This is a genomic window from Streptomyces sp. NPDC032822 (genome assembly GCF_055578825.1).
In genome coordinates, this window is sequence record NZ_JBVIOL010000014.1 from 158,277 (window position 1) to 175,406 (window position 17,130).

16 protein-coding genes are annotated in these 17,130 nt (G+C 71.7%); 8 read left to right on the plus strand and 8 right to left on the minus strand.

Annotation, left to right across the window (positions count from 1 at the left end; all coding sequences use genetic code 11):
- Positions 1 to 80 precede the first annotated feature (80 nt).
- Both ACZ5VD_RS32685 and ACZ5VD_RS32690 read left to right on the plus strand, forming a co-directional pair.
- A complete protein-coding gene (locus ACZ5VD_RS32685) occupies positions 81 to 1,052 on the plus strand; it encodes a helix-turn-helix domain-containing protein (RefSeq protein WP_468684259.1) in 972 nt (323 codons plus the stop codon).
- 170 nt (positions 1,053 to 1,222) lie between these two features.
- The gene (locus ACZ5VD_RS32690) at positions 1,223 to 2,062 is read left to right on the plus strand and encodes a chitosanase (RefSeq protein WP_468684261.1); all 840 of its coding nucleotides are present in this window, start codon (positions 1,223 to 1,225) and stop codon (positions 2,060 to 2,062) included.
- A gap of 124 nt (positions 2,063 to 2,186) precedes the next feature.
- Here the strand turns inward: ACZ5VD_RS32690 and ACZ5VD_RS32695 are convergent, their stop codons facing one another.
- From ACZ5VD_RS32695 to ACZ5VD_RS32705, 3 genes are all read right to left on the minus strand, one after another.
- Positions 2,187 to 2,720: an excalibur calcium-binding protein gene (locus ACZ5VD_RS32695; protein ID WP_468684263.1), complete on the minus strand. Its 534-nt coding sequence runs from the start codon at positions 2,718 to 2,720 to the stop codon at positions 2,187 to 2,189.
- Positions 2,721 to 3,011: 291 nt separating this feature from the next.
- Positions 3,012 to 3,926, minus strand: a complete 915-nt coding sequence (locus ACZ5VD_RS32700; protein WP_468551539.1) for a hypothetical protein — start codon at positions 3,924 to 3,926, stop codon at positions 3,012 to 3,014.
- Positions 3,927 to 3,930: 4 nt separating this feature from the next.
- The gene (locus tag ACZ5VD_RS32705; protein WP_468551540.1) at positions 3,931 to 5,022 is read right to left on the minus strand and encodes a C40 family peptidase; all 1,092 of its coding nucleotides are present in this window, start codon (positions 5,020 to 5,022) and stop codon (positions 3,931 to 3,933) included.
- Positions 5,023 to 5,392: 370 nt separating this feature from the next.
- Between ACZ5VD_RS32705 and ACZ5VD_RS32710 the strand changes: the two genes are divergently transcribed.
- Complete coding sequence (locus tag ACZ5VD_RS32710) at positions 5,393 to 6,157, plus strand: alpha/beta fold hydrolase (RefSeq protein ID WP_468551541.1); 765 nt, start codon at positions 5,393 to 5,395, stop codon at positions 6,155 to 6,157.
- A gap of 26 nt (positions 6,158 to 6,183) precedes the next feature.
- On the opposite strand, the gene ACZ5VD_RS32715 is transcribed toward ACZ5VD_RS32710, so the two are convergent.
- Together ACZ5VD_RS32715 and ligA are read right to left on the minus strand one after the other, a co-directional pair.
- Positions 6,184 to 7,407, minus strand: a complete 1,224-nt coding sequence (locus ACZ5VD_RS32715; protein ID WP_468551542.1) for a TolB family protein — start codon at positions 7,405 to 7,407, stop codon at positions 6,184 to 6,186.
- A gap of 124 nt (positions 7,408 to 7,531) precedes the next feature.
- Complete coding sequence (ligA, locus tag ACZ5VD_RS32720) at positions 7,532 to 9,646, minus strand: NAD-dependent DNA ligase LigA (protein WP_468551543.1); 2,115 nt, start codon at positions 9,644 to 9,646, stop codon at positions 7,532 to 7,534.
- Here ligA and ACZ5VD_RS32725 point away from each other — a divergent pair.
- The 4 genes from ACZ5VD_RS32725 to ACZ5VD_RS32740 all read left to right on the plus strand — a co-directional run bounded on the left by ACZ5VD_RS32725 (position 9,645) and on the right by ACZ5VD_RS32740 (position 12,941).
- Positions 9,645 to 9,788 carry a hypothetical protein gene (locus tag ACZ5VD_RS32725; RefSeq protein ID WP_468551544.1) on the plus strand — a complete coding sequence of 48 codons (144 nt, stop codon included), beginning with the start codon at positions 9,645 to 9,647 and terminating at the stop codon, positions 9,786 to 9,788. The genes ligA and ACZ5VD_RS32725 overlap by 2 nt on opposite strands.
- A gap of 320 nt (positions 9,789 to 10,108) precedes the next feature.
- On the plus strand, positions 10,109 to 11,164 hold the full coding sequence (locus ACZ5VD_RS32730) for a FecCD family ABC transporter permease (protein ID WP_468551545.1): 1,056 nt from the start codon (positions 10,109 to 10,111) through the stop codon (positions 11,162 to 11,164).
- 2 nt (positions 11,165 to 11,166) lie between these two features.
- Entirely contained in the window at positions 11,167 to 11,937 is a 771-nt protein-coding gene (locus tag ACZ5VD_RS32735) for an ABC transporter ATP-binding protein (RefSeq protein WP_468551546.1), read from the plus strand.
- Between the two features lie 8 nt (positions 11,938 to 11,945).
- A complete protein-coding gene (locus ACZ5VD_RS32740; protein ID WP_468551547.1) occupies positions 11,946 to 12,941 on the plus strand; it encodes an ABC transporter substrate-binding protein in 996 nt (331 codons plus the stop codon).
- Positions 12,942 to 12,958: 17 nt separating this feature from the next.
- On the opposite strand, the gene ACZ5VD_RS32745 is transcribed toward ACZ5VD_RS32740, so the two are convergent.
- Both ACZ5VD_RS32745 and ACZ5VD_RS32750 read right to left on the minus strand, forming a co-directional pair.
- On the minus strand, positions 12,959 to 13,741 hold the full coding sequence (locus ACZ5VD_RS32745; RefSeq protein WP_468551548.1) for an ABC transporter permease: 783 nt from the start codon (positions 13,739 to 13,741) through the stop codon (positions 12,959 to 12,961).
- 9 nt (positions 13,742 to 13,750) lie between these two features.
- Complete coding sequence (locus ACZ5VD_RS32750) at positions 13,751 to 15,139, minus strand: lysine N(6)-hydroxylase/L-ornithine N(5)-oxygenase family protein (protein WP_468684264.1); 1,389 nt, start codon at positions 15,137 to 15,139, stop codon at positions 13,751 to 13,753.
- A 119-nt stretch (positions 15,140 to 15,258) separates the two neighbouring features.
- On the opposite strand from ACZ5VD_RS32750, the gene ACZ5VD_RS32755 reads away from it, so the two are divergent.
- The gene (locus tag ACZ5VD_RS32755; protein ID WP_468551550.1) at positions 15,259 to 16,206 is read left to right on the plus strand and encodes a methionyl-tRNA formyltransferase; all 948 of its coding nucleotides are present in this window, start codon (positions 15,259 to 15,261) and stop codon (positions 16,204 to 16,206) included.
- Positions 16,207 to 16,262: 56 nt separating this feature from the next.
- Here ACZ5VD_RS32755 and ACZ5VD_RS32760 read toward each other — a convergent pair whose 3' ends face one another.
- Positions 16,263 to 17,129 (minus strand): ABC transporter ATP-binding protein, encoded by an 867-nt coding sequence (locus ACZ5VD_RS32760; RefSeq protein WP_468551551.1) that lies wholly within the window; start codon positions 17,127 to 17,129, stop codon positions 16,263 to 16,265.
- Between the last annotated feature and the right edge of the window lies 1 nt (position 17,130).

The window sequence follows — 17,130 nt, forward strand, 5'->3', positions numbered from 1 at the left end:
CGGTCCGCCGCGACCATCCTGTCGGGGGCGGTCGCCCGGCCGTGAGTGTCCGGAACGACACGCCCCGTACAATTTCGGACATGGGTACTGTCGCGCTGGCCGTCACCGAAGGAATGCTGCACTTCGAACTGTCCGTGGCCTACGAGGTGTTCGGCGCTCCTCCGGCCGGTGTGAGCGCCGACTGGTACGACCTCGCCGTCTGCGGGGTGGACACCGTGCGGGTCGGCCGGTTCCGGCTGGAGCCCGACCACGGCCTCGACCGGCTGATCGGCGCGGACACCGTGATCGTCCCCGGCTGGGCGGACGTCGACGTGGATCCGCCCGCGGAACTGGTCGGCGCGGTGCGTGCCGCCCACGAGGCGGGCGCACGCGTGGCGTCCCTGTGCACCGGCGCGTTCGTGCTGGCCGCGGCCGGTCTGCTGGACGGCCGGCGCGCGACCACCCACTGGGCGCACACCGACGTCCTGGCCGCCCGCCACCCCGAGGTGACGGTCGACCCGGACGTGCTCTACGTGGACAACGGCAGTGTGCTCACCTCCGCGGGCAAGGCCGCCGCGCTCGACCTGTGCCTGCACCTCGTACGCCTCGACCACGGCTCGTCGATCGCCAACGCGGTCGCCCGGCGGCTGGTCGTGCCGCCCCACCGGGCCGGTGGCCAGGCCCAGTTCGTCGCCGCCCCGGTCCCCGCCCAGGACGACCACCCGCTCGCCGCACTGCTGCCCTGGGTGATCGAACGCCTCGACCATCCGCTGACGGTGGAAGACCTGGCGCGCCGGGCCGGGATGAGCTCACGCCACCTGGGCCGTCATTTCAGGGCGGCGACCGGCACCACCCCGCTGCAGTGGCTGCTGACCCAACGAATCCGGCGCGCCCAGGAGTTGCTGGAGACCACGGACGACAGCGTCGACGCCGTCGCGGCGGCCACCGGCATGGGCACGGCCACGACGCTGCGCCGTCACTTCCACCGCACGGTCGGCGTGCCCCCGGACACCTACCGCCGTACCTTCCGCTCGGGCTCCCCTCTCGGTGCGAACGGCGACCGGCGGCGCTGAGGGCCGCGCCGCCCCGCCCTAACTCTCAAGTGGCGTAAGTACGTTCATCTTTTCAGTTGATCCTACGAATTTCCCGCGGGGTGGGTTCCCGACTCGGTCCACAGCCTGATAGGAAACTTTCCTAACGATCCAGGTCTGGACCAACTCCCCCCACCCTGTTTGGAGTCTCCGTGGACCCTGAGACAGCAGCCTCCGCACGCCTTGCTCGCCCCTCCCGCCGCACTGTGCTGGCCCTGCTCGGCGCGCTAGGATCCGTCACCGTCATCGGCGCCCAGCCCGTCGTCGCGGTGCCGACGGCCGCACCGGGGCTGGACGATCCGGCGAAGAAGGAGATCGCCATGCAGCTGGTGTCGAGTGCGGAGAACTCCTCGCTCGACTGGAAGGCCCAGTACCAGTACATCGAGGACATCGGCGACGGCCGCGGCTACACCGCCGGCATCATCGGTTTCTGCTCCGGCACCGGCGACATGCTCGGCCTCGTGGAGCTCTACGCCACCCGCAGGCCCGGCAACGTGCTCGCCCCGTACCTCGCGGCCCTGCACCGCGTCGACGGCACCGACTCGCACGACGGCCTCGACCCGGACTTCCCCGAGGACTGGCGCGGGGCCGCACAGGACGCGGTGTTCCGGCAGGCGCAGAACGACGAACGCGACCGCGTCTACTTCGACCCCGCGGTCCGCCAGGGCAAGACCGACGGCCTGCGTGTGCTCGGCCAGTTCGCCTACTACGACGCCCTCGTGATGCACGGCGACGGGAACGACTCCACCAGCTTCCGCAACATCCGTCGGCGCGCGTTGCGCAGCGCGCAGCCGCCCGCGCAGGGCGGCGACGAGACGACGTACCTCGACGCCTTCCTCGACGCGCGGGTGTGGGCGATGAAGCAGGAGGAGGCGCACAGCGACACCAGCCGGGTCGACACCGCACAACGCGTCTTCCTGCGCCTGGGCAACCTCGACCTGAACCCGCCGCTCGCCTGGCAGGTCTACGGGGACAGCTACCACATCGGCTGATCCGTGCGACTGATCCACGCGGCGGGGCCGGAGGGCTGTCCGGTGGGCCGCTCGGAGGATCGGTTCAGCGGGTCGGTCCGGTGGGTCGTCCGGCGATGCCGTCACCGGACGACCCGCGCCCCCTTCACCTTCGCGCGCTGCCCCGGCCGCGTCGGCGGCGCAGTGCGACATACCCGACGGCGCCGAGTGCTCCGGCGGTGGCCAGGCTGATCCCGAGGGCGAGGTCCGTGTCGGACGGGCCGGAGGTGGACGTGCTCCCCACCCCGGCCCGCGCGCCGAGCGTGGGAACCGCCGAGGCCGGGCTGGTCGCCACCGGGGTCGACAGGGCGGTGACACGGCGGGGCAGGGCCTCGCAGGCGATACCGTCGTCCGGGCCCTGGTCCTCGTCCAGCCGGTCCGGGTCACCGGTGTTCCGATCGAACTCCGCCTGCGCGTCTTCCTGGTAGGCGAAGTCGCGGCAGTCGAGATCCTGGGCGTGGGCGATCCCGGCGAGCGGGACGACGGACAAGAGCGTGGCGGCTATGCCGGTGATCGCGGAACGGCGTTGCATGAGCGTCTCCTCGTGGCCGAAGCCGGCCGTCGCCTCGACGTCAGGAAACGCGCGGTGCGGCGGCGCGATGCGCTGAGCCGTACGGGCGACGGCACCGCAGGTCCGCACCCCCGGCACGACGTGCCACTGCGGGGACTCCGAGCATCGACGTGCGTCCCGTTCCGGTCTTCGAGGACGTCCGTACTCTGCCCGGCCCGAAGCCACCCGGAGCCGATGTCTTCTGGACCCTGCAGCTATCGGACCCTTTCCCCGCTCGACGGTGAGCCGCCTGAGGCTTCGCCCGACGGCGCCGCCCGGACAGCCGGTGGACGTCTCGCTCGGCGTGATCCGCTGCGGAGGGTGAGGTGCCCCCGCCGGCGCGGGGGTGGGGCGGCGCCGGGCCGGTCGGGGTGTCGCGCGTCAGGGCGAGGACTCGGTGGATCTGCCGGGTCGTCGGGTGAAGCGGCGTAGTCCCCGTCGCGTGGGTTTGAGGGGTTTGTCCTCGGGGGCGACCGGTCCCTGGCCGGCGGACAGGGCCGGGGTCATGGACGAGGCCGCTACGGAGCTGCTGCTCCGTTCGAGCCGGCTCCGGACGGCCTGGGCCATGGCCTGGTGGGACGGTTCCAGCAGCAGACCCTCCGCGGACAGCCGCTCCCACATGTGCAGCAGCTCCTGTCCCCGGGTGGCCACCTGGCTCTCGTCCATCAGCCCCTGCCACGCCGCGGTGGCGCGGGCCACCTCCGGTGCCGCCCGCTTCAGGTCGGTCCGGCAGCGGATGCGCGCGACGGTCAGCGCGAGGACCGTGGCGAGCACGTGGTCGCCACGCCGATACGCGAGGTACGCCTCGATCGCCCGTGCCTCCAGCGAGAGTTCGTCCTCCGTTCCCCGGCGCAGGGTCAGGTGCTCGCGCAGGGCGCTGGCGAGGACGAACGCGGCGTGCAGCTCCTCGCGTTGCGCGTGCTGGATGATGCGCTCGACGCGGGCGAGCGGAGGAAACGCCTCCTCCTCCGCGGCGGTACGTTCGAGGCCGGGCGGCAGGTCGTCCTCGTCGTCGATGGTCCGGCTCGAACCGTCGGGGTGCACCCGCAGGCGTGCCACCTGCATCACGGTGCGGTCGATCACGGTGGCCGCCACCGGGGCCCCCAGGGTGCGGGCGAACATGGCGACGGCGTCGAGGATCGCCTCGTTGGGCGGTCGCGTGCCACTCATCTCCAACAAGTGGCCGTTGACCACCGTCGACCCGTCCTCCGCGACATAGGCGTCGAGACGGATCAGTGGCGGTGCGCTGAGCGCGGGCAGGTTCCTCGCGTCACGAGGTGTCAGTGAGTGGGACATCCGCTCAGGCTCCGGGTCGGACGACACCGAGAATGGACATGGAGGCGGCCGGCGCGGTCGTGATCGTGCGTCCGGGCCTCGGCGCGTGGACGATCTGCCCGCCCCCGATGTACATGCCCACGTGTGTGGCGTCGTTGAAGTAGATGATCAGGTCCCCGGGGCGCGCGGACGCCAGGCCGACCCGGGTCAGTCCCTGCCACTGGGCCTGCGACGTACGGGGTATGGGGTGCCCCGCCCTCGCCCACGCCACGGAGGTGAGCCCCGAGCAGTCGTACGCCGAGGGGCCCACGGCACCCCATCCGTACGGTTTGCCGATCTGCGCCATCGCGAAGTCGACGGCCTTCGCGGCCGCTCCGCTCGCTTTCGTGCCGCCGCCGGTGCCGGCGCCGGTGGTGGCCGGGCTGTCGCCACCCGAACCGGAGCCCGTCCAACGGGACTTGGCCTTCTCCGCGGCTCGCTCCTCCAACTGGGCCAGTTCGCGGGTCTGTTCCTTTTCGAGGCCCGCCTCGATCTGCTCGGCCTCGGCGATCTTCCCCTCGATCTTCTCTTTCGCCGCGGCCTTGTCCGTGCGGCTGCTCTCCAGATCGCGCAGCTTGTCCGCGGCGGCCTCGGTCTGCCCGCTCAGCTCGGCGCGGGCCGTCTTCTGGATCCCGGAGACACTGACCACGTTCCGCATGGCCTGACGGGCCTGGGTCGCCTCGTCCAGGGCCTGGTCGGGGTGGTCGCCGAGCAGCAACTGGATACCCGTGGCGGCGAGATCGCCCCCGCGGTACTGCGTCCGGGCCGCCGCACCCGCGAGGTCGTGCAGATCGTCCACCCGGTCCTTGGCGCGGACCAGGTCCTTGCGGAGCGACGTCAGCCGCTTCTCCTGCTGGGTGGCCTTCACGTCCGCGGCGTTGTACGCCTCGGTCGCCACCTCCGCATCCCGGTAGAGGCCGTCCAGTTGGACACGGATGTCCTCGATCGACGGGTCGTCCTGCGGGTCGGGCTCGCCAGGGGCCGCGTAACCCGGGCCGGGTAACAGCGCGATCGCGCAGGCGAGCGTTGCTAAGGCGGCACGGCTCCGCAGCCGTCTGCCGCCGGTCGACACGTTCATCAGCACCACTTTCAGGGGTCGTGTGCCGGCGGGCCGGGACCGACGACGTGCTCATCGCAGTCGCCACCGCGCGTCATACGGAGATCAGTTCGAGTCTTGAACACACTACCGTCACTCGAACGTCTGACCCCTTCGTCCCCGCGTGTGTCAACCTTCCGCACGCAACGCATCCGCCGCAGCCGGTCCCCCTCGGCCTCCGCTGGCCGTGCTTCATGTCGGGCACGATCCGCGGGTGCTTCTCCCGGGAAGGGCTTGCCGGACCGACAGACCGACAGACCGACAGGCCAGCGGATCGGCGAACCGATGAGTTGTGGACCTCGGACCGGTCTCCCCTGGTACAGACGACCTTCCCCGAACGGATGTGACGACCGTGCCGAACAGTTCCGGCTACGCCAAGGTCAACGGCCTGGAGATGTACTACGAGATCCACGGGGCGGACGAGAAGGCCCGGCGTCCCCTGGTGCTGCTGCACGGAGGCGTCCTCACCGTCGGGCTGACCTTCGGTGCCGTGCTGCCCGCCCTCGCCGCCGACCGGCGGATCGTCGCCCCCGAACTCCAGGGGCACGGTCACACCGCCGACATCGACCGGGACATCACCGTGCCGAACCTGGCGTCCGACGTCGTGGCGCTGCTCGACGAACTCGGCATCCGGCAGGCCGACTTCCTCGGGTTCAGCCTCGGCGGGCTGACCGCGCTGGAGATCGCCCACCGGCACCCCGAGCGGGTCGGGCGGCTCGTGCTCGCCGCCGTCCAGTACGAGCAGGAGGGCTACCACGACGAGGTCCGCGTGCCCGACTACGGTTCGCCACGGCTGCCGAGCGAGGCGGACTTCCAGGAGATGGCCGACGCCTACGCGGCCACCGCACCGGATCCCGGGAACTTCCAGGACTTCATCGCCAAGTGCACGGCGGCGGCGCACGGCCCCCTGCCCTGGACCGCCGACGACCTGCGCGGACTGGAGGCGCCCACGCTGCTGGTCATCGGCGACACCGACTTCGTCCGGGTCGAGCACGCCGCGGAGATGCAACGGCTCATTCCCCGCTCGCAGTTGGCCGTGCTGCCCGCCACCACGCACATGTCCCTGATGGGGCGTACCGCCCTGCTCCTGCCGCTGCTGGGCGAGTTCCTCGACTGAGCCGCGCTCGCCCGCGCGCGTGAGGTTCAGCGCAGGGTGCGGACGAACACATCCCCGGTCAGGTTCGTGTCGTCGGGCACCAGGCCGGGGTAGTAGGAGTCGAAGACCGCCGTCGACTCGTCCGCGCTCAGTGCCGCCCGCCCCACGGTGACGGGCAGCCCGTCCTGCCCGGGGGCCAGCAGTTCCTCGTGGCCGGTGCGCAGATCACGCAGGACCAGCCCCAACGTCCTGCGGTCCGCGTCCGCCGTGTTCAGCAGCAGCTTCGAGCCGGTCACCGACAGGTCCGACACCAGGGTGAGATCGGTGGGGGAGTGGCCGTCGTACCGCCGGAGGGTGCCCGTGCGCAGATCGCGGACGAAGGCGTTCCAGCCGTTGTTCGTGTCGGCGTCCGGAACCAGGCCGGTGGCGAGCGAGTTGAAGCCCACCTTGGAGCCGTCGGCGCTCAGCACCGGAGCGATGGCCGAGGTGTCGGCGGGCGCGCCGTCATGGGTGGCGTCGGCCTGCACGGTCCGCCCGGTCACCCGGTCGTACACGAGGATGTCGCCCTGGTCGTCGGCGGACGGGCCCGAGTAGCCCTCCAGATAGGCGACCTTGCGGCCGTCGGCGCTCATCGAGATCTGCTGGCACTGGTGGACGTCCTTGGAGCCGTCCGAGGGCCGGCTGACCCGCCGCACCTGCTGGGTCCGGCGGTCCAGCAGCATGACGCGGCAGGCGAACGCGCCGTGCTCGTCGACCTCGGGCCGGGCGACGAAGGCGACGTACCGCCCGCTCGCGCTGATCGGGGCGATGCCGTTCGACACGTGATAGCCCTCGTCCATCACGGGTGCCAGGCGTTCGACGGACCCGGTGCGCAGGTCCAGGACGTGCACGGAGGACGTCCCGGTCGTCGGCGCGTACGAGTTGACGGTCAGATACCGTCCCGACTCGGACAGCTGGGGCGTCGACGTCGTCTCGCCCGGTATCACCACGCGCTGCAAGGGCCGCCCCGGAGCCGTCCGGTAGAAGACGCCGTAGCCGACGCCCGGGCCGGGCACCAGGTTGGTCGCCGCCGATCCGAAGGCCACCACCCGTCCGTCCGCGCTGACCACGGGTTCCCCCGAGTGGCCGTTGCCGCCGGTCCCGTCGGGGGCCACGCTGATCCGCTCGGTGCGCGGTACCTCCGCGTCGCCCGCCGCCCCCGCGGGGGCGGCGAGACAGCTGAGGGCGACCGTCAGAGCGGCGGTCATGGAGCTGCGTAAGGAAGGTCTCATCAGGTGGCTCCCCCTTCGGCGGGGAACGGCCACGGCAGCCCTCCCCCGAGTGCTCGCGATGTGTGTGCACGCGATGAAAGCGTGCCGCCTGCCAAGAGTCAACGCCTGCGCACCGGCCGGACGCTCACCCATCCACGAAGTCGGCGACGAGCGCGGCGAACTCGTCCGGGCCGGTCAGGCGGACGCCGAGGGTCTCCGCCTTGGCCCGCTTGGATCCGGCGCCCTCCCCGGCGACGACCAGGCTGGTCTTCTTGGAGACGCTGGAGGAGGAGCGCCCGCCGGCACGTTCGACCAGCTCGTTCATCTGGTTCCGGCTGAGCTTCTCCAGGACGCCGGTCATCGCGCCGGTCACGACGACCGTCATCCCGGCCAGGGGCAGCTCCGCCCCGGTCACGACCGCCGGGTCGGCGGCTGGGTCGACGGCCGGTGCGTCCGCGCTGTCGTCGGCCGCGGGCGCGGGCGGGGTCGCGCCGGGCTCGGTCATGTTCACCCCGGCCGCCACGAGTCTGTCGATGAGCGGGGCGAGTTCGACGAGTTCCGCGACGATCGACGGGGCCTTCTCCGTGCCGATGCCCTCGACCCGCCGCATCGCCTCGGCGTCGGCGGCCCGGATACCGTCCATGGTGGCGAAGTGGCGGGCGATACGGCGGGACATGGAGCGGCCGGTGCCCCGGACACCGAGCGCGCACAACACCCGGGACAGGGGCTGGTCCTTGGCCGTGGCGATCGCGGTGAGCAGGTTGTCGGTGCTGGTCTCACCCATCCGCTCCAGGCCGAGGAGCTGCTCGCGGGTGAGGGCGAACACGTCCGCGAGATCCGCGACCAGGCCGGCCTCGACGAACTGGACGACCCGGGTGTGGCCGAGCCCCTCGATGTCGAGCTGGTCGCGGCCGGCGGCGTAGGAGAGGGCGGCCACGAGGTGGCAGTCGCGGCCGTTCTCGCAGCGCCAGCGCTGCTCGCCGCTGTCGATGCCGGACCCGCACCGCGGACACACCTCGGGAAAGACGATCGGCTGCTCCTCGCCGCTGCGCAGATGTGCGACCGGGGCCTCGACACGGGGGATGACGTCGCCGGCCCGATGGACCATGACGTGGTCGCCCAGGCGCAGGTCACGCCGGGTGATGTCGGCGGGGTTGTGCAGGGTGGCGTAGGTGATGGTGGCCCCGTCGATCTCGACCGGCTCCAGGACCGCGCGCGGGGCGATGATGCCGGTGCGGCCCACGTTCCACTCCACCGCCAGCAGCCGGGTGATCTTCTCCACCGCGGGCAACTTGTAGGCGATGGCCCAGCGGGGAGCGCGCGAGCCGGATCCGGCGGCCCGCTGGTCGGCGGCCAGGTCGGCCTTGATGACGATCCCGTCGATCCCGAACGGCAACTCCGCCCGCAGCGCCGCGATCTCCTGGACGCGGGAAAGAACCTGCTCGGCGGTGTCGGCGGTACTGCCGGGCACGTCGGTGGTGGCGGTGGTGTTCACCCCGTACCCGGCGGCCCGGGCCATCAGGTCGCTGTGCGCGAGTTCGCCCAGCTCCTCCGCCAGGACGGTGTCGGTGTCGGGCAGGGGCAGCAGGGCGTAGCCGAAGAACGTCATCGGCACGGTGTAGGCGCGCTCCCTCGCCCGCAGGGTGCCCGCCGAGGCGCCCCGCGGATTGGCGAACGGCTGCCCGCCGTGCCCGGTGCGCACCTCGTTGGCGTGCTCGAACTGGGCGGTGGTCATCAGGACTTCGCCACGCACCTCCACGGTCACCGGCTCGGCCAGCTGCTCCGGCAGGCCCTCGATGGTGCCGATCGCGTGCGAGACGTCCTCCCCGGCCGTCCCGTCGCCGCGGGTGATCAGCCGGGTCAGCCGGCCGCGGGTGTAGCGGGCGGCGACCGCGAGACCGTCCAGCTTCGGCTCCACACTGAACCGGGACACCTCGTGCCCGATCCGGCGGGCCACCGACGCGGTCCAGTCGGTGAACTCCTCGGCGGAGAACACGTTGTCCAGACTCAGCATCGCCACCGTGTGCGGGACGTCCCCCTCCGCGGCACCGCCGGCGACCTTCCCGGTGGGGGAGTCCGGCAGCACCTGGTCCGGATGGCCGGTCTCCCACGCCTCGATACCGCGCACCAGCCGGTCGTAGGTGTCGTCGTCGAGCGGCGAGGTGCCGCCCGCGTAGTAGGCGGCCGAGGCCTTCACCGCGTCCTCGACGGCCTGCGCGTAGGCGGCGGCATCCACGATCTGTGCAGCTGGTGTGGTCATGTACGCCATCTTGCCCGCCACCACTGACAACGCCCCCGGGGCGCCGCCGCCCGAGCCGTGTCACGGACCGCGGGACCTCCTCGCCGCCGACGTCCGCATGGTCGGCGGCGGCAAGGCCCCGCTTCCGGCCGTGCCGAGGTGAGGGGCGAGGCGGAACTCCCTGTCCGAGAGGTGGGCAGGGGGAGGTGCCGCGAGGTGGGGCGGCCGTGGGACCGCCGGTCGCGTTTGTTACGCTCCCGCTGCCTCCCGCGGGGGAAGTCCGGTGAGAGTCCGGCGCTGACCCGCAACGGTGTGCGCGGCGGTCGAACGGTCCGTCGCGCGAGTCCGATCGCCCGTGGGTGGTGCGACCCGTTGAACGCTCGCCGTGGACTGCGAGAGGGGACCGCGCGGCCGGCACGGTCGTACGGGCCGTCTCCTGTCCGATGTCCACCAGGCGGCCCCAGGCGAAGGACCGCCCCGACCGTGCGCCGAAGCCCCACCCCCAGCCGCATACCGGTCCCGCCCCTGGTGGCCGGGCTCGCCGTCTTCCTCCTGGTGTCGCTCGTGTGCGGGGTGTCGCTCGGGGCGTCCGGCATCGGCCGGGCCGAGGTGTTCCGCCTCCTGTGGGCCGGGCTCACCGGCGGGACCCTGCCCCCCGGGGACCTCGCCTCGTACACCATCGTCTGGGAGATCCGGCTGCCACGGGTCGTGCTCGCGGCCGTCGTCGGAGCGGGACTCTCGGCCGTCGGTGTGGCCGTGCAGGCGATGGTGCGCAACGCGCTCGCCGATCCGTTCGTGCTGGGCATCTCCTCCGGGGCGGCGGTCGGTGCCAACGCCGTCATCCTGCTCGGGGCGTTCGCGGGCCTCGGGGTGTGGGCGCTGTCGGTGTCCGCGTTCGTCTCGGCGCTCGCCGCGATGCTGCTCGTGTACGCCGTGGCCCGCTCCCCGCACGGGCTGACCCCGCTGCGGCTGATCCTCACCGGGACGGCACTGGCGTACGGCTTCGAGGCCGTCACGACCGTCATGGTGTTCGGCGCGGCCCGCGGCGAGGCGGCCCGCTCGGCGATGATGTGGCTGCTGGGCAGCCTCGGCGGGGCCGGCTGGGCACAGGTGCCGCTCGCCGCCGTGACCGTGACGGCCGGATGGGCGTGGCTGCGGTGGCGGGCCGAGCCGCTCAACGCCCTCGCCATGGGCGACGAGACCTCCGCCGCGCTGGGCGTTCCACCGGGGCGGCTGCGCAGGGAACTCTTCCTCGTCACCGCGGCCGTGACCGGGACGGTCGTCGCGGTCAGCGGCGCGATCGGGTTCGTCGGGCTGATGGTGCCGCACGTGGTGCGGATGCTGGTCGGCGCCGACCACCGACGGGTGCTGGCCGTGGCGCCGCTCGCCGGTGCGGTGCTGCTGGTCTGGGCGGACGTGCTGTCACGGCTTCTGCTCGCGCCCGCCGAACTGCCCGTCGGAGTGATCACCGCGGTGGTCGGGGTGCCCGTCTTCCTGCTGCTCATGCGACGCGGCGGCTACGCCTTCGGAGGGCGCTGACCATGAGGCTCGACATCGACGCGGTGACGGTCGAGGCGGGTGGGACCAGGATCGTCGACGACCTCCGGCTCACCGTGGACAGCGGGGCGTTCGTGGGGCTCGTCGGCCCGAACGGCAGTGGCAAGTCGACGCTGCTGCGCTGTGTGTACCGGGCGCTGCGCCCGGCCGCGGGCGTGGTGCGTCTCGACGGGGACGACGTGCACGCCCTGCCGCCCCGTGCGGCGGCCCGTGTGCTGGCGGCGCTGCCGCAGGAGTCGTCGGCCGAGTTCGACTTCACCGTCGCCGAGGTGGTCGCCATGGGACGGCTGCCGCACCGGGACCGTACGGCCGCCTCCGACGAGGAGATCTGCGCGCGGGCCATGCTCAGGACCGGGGTGGACCACCTCGCCGGGCGCGGGTTCCTCGCCCTGTCCGGCGGCGAGAAGCAGCGCGTCCTCATCGCCCGCGCGCTCGCCCAGCAGCCCCGGGTCCTCGTCCTCGACGAACCCACCAACCACCTCGACATCGCCCACCAGTTGGACGTCCTGTCACTGGTCCGCGGCAGCGGCCCCACCGTGCTGGCCGCCCTGCACGACCTCAACCTGGCCGCCGCGCACTGCGACCTCCTGTACGTCATCGACGCGGGCCGGATCGTCGCCTCCGGGCCACCGCACGACGTGCTTCGACCCGTCCTGCTCGCCGAGGTGTTCGGGGTCCGCGCGCATCCCGTACGGCATCCCGAGAGCGGCGCGCTCCAGCTCCTGTTCGACCTGCTTCCGCCCACCACCCCGTAAGGACCCCCATGCGCAAGCTGCTTGCCGCCGCCCTCTGTCTCGCCGCGACCGCCACCGGGTGCGGCGCGAGTGTCGAGGCGTCCAAGGACGCCAGGTCCTCCGGGGCGGTCACCCTCACCAACTGCGGGCAGAAGGTGACCTACGAGAAGGTTCCCGAGCGCGTGGTCACCAACGACGTCGGCATCACGGAGCTGATGTTCGCCCTCGGTCTGGAGAAGCGGATGGCCGGGTTCGCCATGCCCGACGACAAGGGCGACCTGACCGACGTGCCCTGGAAGGAGGGCTACGAACAGGTGAAGTGGCTCTCCAAGGACCAGCTCACCAGGGAGAACGTCGTCGACGCCCGCGCCGACCTCGTCTTCGCCGGCTGGAACTACGGCTTCCGTGACGACAACGGCTTCACGCCCGACGCCCTCAAGAAGCTCGGCATCCCCACCTACACCCTCACCGAGTCCTGCCGCAACGGCCGCACCAAGACCTCACGCGGCATCATGCCGCCCCTGGACGCGCTGTACGCCGACCTCACCAACCTGGGAAAGCTGTTCGGCGTGGAGAAGCGCGCCGCCACGCTGATCGCCGACTTCAAGCAGCAGATCGCCGGTGTGCGGGCCGAGGCACCCGCGAAGAAGCCCAAGGTCTTCCTCTACGACAGCGGCCAGGACCAGCCCTTCACCTCCGGCCGCTACGCCGCCCCCGAGGAGATCATCACCAAGGCCGGCGGGGTCAACGTGATGCACGACGTCGACGACTCCTGGACCACCGTCGGCTGGGAGAGCGTCGTCGAGCGGGACCCGGACGTCATCGTGATCTGCGACTACGGGGACGTGAGCGCCGAACAGAAGAAGAAGTTCCTGCTGTCCTACGCCCCTTTGCGCAACGTCTCCGCGATCAAGCACCGGCAGATCTTCGTGCTCGACTACGTCGACCTGGTCGAGAGCCCCCGCAACCCCTCCGCGATAGCCCGCCTCGGCGCGTACCTGCGCACGGTGGCCGGACAGGAGTGACGGCGGCCCTCCGGTCGTCACCGCTCGGTGTCGCGGTGGAGTCCGCGGCGGGCGACGAGTTCGAGGGTCAGGGCGACGGAGAGCGTCTCGACGGCGAGCAGCGCGACGAGGACGAACACCTGGACGGCGCCCGCCCGCACGGGTGAGGCGTCGGCGAGGAGCATCCCGACGAACGCTCCCGGCAGCGTGACCAGGCCGACCGTCCGGGTCTGGTCGAGGGCCGGCAGCAGGGCGTCCGACGCGGCGGCCCGGGCCACTTCGAGCCGCGCGTCGCGCTCCGGCAGGCCGAGCGCCAGACCGGCCTCGACCTCGCCGTGCCGCCCGGTGAGTTCGTCCAGACAGCGCCGTCCGGCGAGCACGGTCGCGGTGAGCGCGCCGCCGATGAGGATGCCGCTCACGGGCACGACGGCGATGCCGGGCACGGTCAGCATCCCGGCCGACACCAGGCCCGCGACGACCGGGGCCACCGGGGCCGCGATCGGCAGGGCCGCCCACCACCAGGTGCCGTTCGTGGTGATGCGCCGGCCCGCCGTACGGGTCGCCACGGCGAACATCAGGAGCAGGAACCCGACCAGCGCCGCGGTGTGGCCTACGGCCCATCCGATCACCAGGGCCACCGCGGCCAGTTGGAGGGCCGCCCGGATGCCCGCCGTCACGATCTCGCGGGCCCGCCCGTACGAGCCGTCCGGGGACAGCCGGAACCGGGCGGCGACCGCGGTGGCGGCGAGCAGCAGGACCGCGAGCGCCACCGCGAGCGTCGTGTCGACCGGCAGCAGCGTCTCCGCGGCGAGCCGAGGCACGGGGCCGTCCTAGCCGACCGCGTCCGGCTGCCGGGTCGCCGGCGCGTCGGGTGCGTCCGATGGCACGGGTGTTCCCGGTGTCTCCGTCGAGGAGTGGCGCGCGAGCAGGGACGCGTAGATCTCCCCGGCCCGGACGGCCGTGGTGGACAGGAGGGTCGAGGTGAGGCCGTGGGTGTGCTCGGTGCCGCCCTGGAGGTAGATGTCGGCGCTCACGTTGGGCGCGGTCTCGACGCGGTGGTCACGGCCGACCCGCAGGGTGTCCTCCTCGTCGCGCAGGCAGAGCTTGGCGACCTCGCCGAGATTGCCGCCGATGCCGCGGGGCTGGTAGCCGGTCGCGTACACGAGCAGATCGGCCGAGAGGGCGGCCCGTTCGCCCGTCGGCAGGAACTCGACGGTCACCTCCACGTCGTCGGCGCGGGCCGCGACCTCGCGGATCCGGGACACGTTGAGCATCCGCAGCCGTTGTCTGCCCTGGACCTTCTCCTGGTACATCGTCCGGGACAGGGACTCGATCAAGTCCATGTCGACCACCGAGTAGTTGGTGCTGCGGTGGTAGTCGTGCAGGGATTGCTTCACGGCGGCCGGCGCGCCGTAGAACAGGTCGACGGCCTCCGGGTCGAAGATCCGGTTGGCGAACGGGCTGTCGTCGGCCGGGGTGTAGCCGTACTTCGCGAAGACGGAGCAGACCTCGGCGTCGGGGAAGCTGCGATGGAGGTAGTCGACGGCCTCGGCGGCACTCTGGCCCGCGCCGAGGACGACGGCGCGGCGCACCGGCCTGCCGGAGCGCACGACCTGGTCGACGCGGGGCAGCAACTCGCTGTTGTGCCAGACCCGTTCGGACAGGACGGCGTCGGGCGGCAGATGCGGTTCCAGGCCCGTGGCCACGCACAGCGTGCGGGTGCGGCGTACGGTGAGCCGTTCCGGGGCGGCGGGGTCCCGGCTGGCGACCTCGAACCAGCGCACCTCGCCGTCCTCGGTGACCGGGCGTACGGAGACGACCTCGGACGCGTACGCGACGAGGTGTTCCACGCGTGAGGCCGCCCACTCGAAGTAGTCGTGGAACTCGATGCGCAGCGGGAAGAGGGTCTTCTGGTTGAGGAAGTCGACGAGCCTGCCCTGTTCGCGCAGGTAGCACAGGAAGCTGAAGTCGCTGGTGGGGTCACGCATCGTCACCAGGTCCTTGAGGAAGGAGACCTGCATGGTGGCGTCGTCGATGAGCATGCCCCGGTGCCAGCCGAACCGCGGCTGCTTCTCCAGGAACGCGGCGCGAAGCCGTTTTCCTTCGGGTGCCGCCGAGTTGTGCTCGTGGAGTGCAATGGCGAGTGCCAGATTCGAGGGGCCGAAGCCGATGCCTACTACGTCGTACATGGAGTCCGCCCCGCTGCGCACTGTCGTCACCGCGTCATCACCTTCGGTAGAGGGGGCACAGTGTTGCGAAAGAAACGACACAGGCTCCCCTAAGCAGGCACATGTTAGATAAGGTAAGCCTTACCTAGCAATGGCTGAGGAGGGCTCACATGCGGGTCGTCATGTTCGGGTACCAGACCTGGGGACACCGGACGCTGCAGGCTCTGCTGGACTCCGAGCACGAAGTGGTCCTGGTCGTCACCCATCCCAGGAGCGAGCACGCGTACGAGAAGATCTGGAGCGACTCGGTCGCCGACCTGGCCGAAAAGCACGGTGTACCCGTGCTGTTGCGCAACCGTCCGGGGGACGAGGAGCTGCTCGGCGCGATCAAGGACGCGGCGCCGGACATCATCGTGGCGAACAACTGGCGCACCTGGCTGCCGCCCGAGATCTTCGACCTGCCGCCGCACGGCACACTCAACATCCATGACTCGCTGCTGCCGACGTACGCCGGTTTCTCCCCGCTGATCTGGGCCCTCATCAACGGGGAACCGGAGGTCGGCGTCACCGCGCACCGCATGGACGCCGAACTCGACATGGGTGACGTGCTGTTGCAGCGTGCCGTGCGGGTCGGTCCCGAGGACACCGCGACGGACCTGTTCCACCGCACGGTCGACCTGATCGGTCCGCTCGTCACCGAGTCCCTCGATCTCATCGCCTCCGGGCGGGCGGTGTGGAAGGCGCAGGACCGCTCCCGGTCGAGCTTCTTCCACAAGCGGGCGCTGGAGGACAGCCGGATCGACTGGACCTGGCCGGCCGAGGACCTGGAACGGTTCGTACGGGCCCAGTCCGACCCGTACCCCAACGCCTTCACCCATCACCGGGGCGAGCGCGTCCGGATTCTCTCGGCGGCCGTCTCCGAGGGGCGGTACGGCGGGACACCGGGGCGGATCTTCATCCGGGAGGGCGAGGGGATCGTCATCGTGGCGGGCGCGCAGGCGCGTTCGGGCAAGCTGCCCGGTCTCGTGGTGAAGCGGGTGCGCACCGAGGACGGCACCGAGTACGCGGCGACCGACTACTTCAGCACGATGGGCGGATATCTGACGCCTCACCCGTGAGCCGTGCCGACAGGCCATGAGGACGGCGGGACCTCCGGGTCCCGCCGTCCTCGTTCCTATGCGCCGGTGACCGCGGCCGGGGCGCTGTCGGACGCCGGGTCGCCGCCCTCGTGGTGACGGCTCATCGGGATGACCATCGGGGTCCGGCTGACCGGATCGTCCCCGACCACACAGCGCAGCCCGAACACGTCCTCGACGACCGGGGCGGTGATGACCTGCGACGGGGTGCCCTCCGCCACGATGCGGCCCGCCTTCATGGCGACGATGTGGTCGGCGTACCGGCACGCCTGGTTGAGGTCGTGCAGCACCATGACGACGGTCCTGCCCTGGAGCCGGTTGAGGTCCGTGATCAGGTCGAGGACGTCGATCTGGTGCGCCAGGTCGAGATATGTGGTCGGCTCGTCCAGCAGCATCACCGGGGTGCCCTGGGCGACCGCCATCGCGATCCAGGCCCGCTGCCGCTGGCCGCCGGAGAGTTCGTCGACGGCCCGGTGCGCGAGGTCGCTCATGTCCGTGGCCCGCAACGCCTCGTGCACGGCCTCCTCGTCGGCCGCCGACCACTGCCGCCACCATGTCTGGTGCGGGGCGCGGCCCCGGCCCACCAGGTCGACCACGGTCAGCCCCTCGGGGGCGACCGGGCCCTGTGGCAGGATGCCGAGCCGTTGGGCGAGGACCCGGGTCGGGATCGAGTGCACCGCGCGCCCGTCCAGGTGCACGGCGCCCGCCTTGGGCGTGAGCAGCCGGGCCAGCGCGCGCAACAGGGTCGACTTCCCGCAGGCGTTGGCCCCGACGATCGCGGTGATCCGGCCGGAGGGGACCACGAGGTCCAGATCCTCCACGACCACCCGGTCGTCGTAGGCCAGGCGCAGTCCCCGCGCCCGTAGTTCGGGGCCGTCGGCGAGCCCTTCGTGCGTCGATGACACG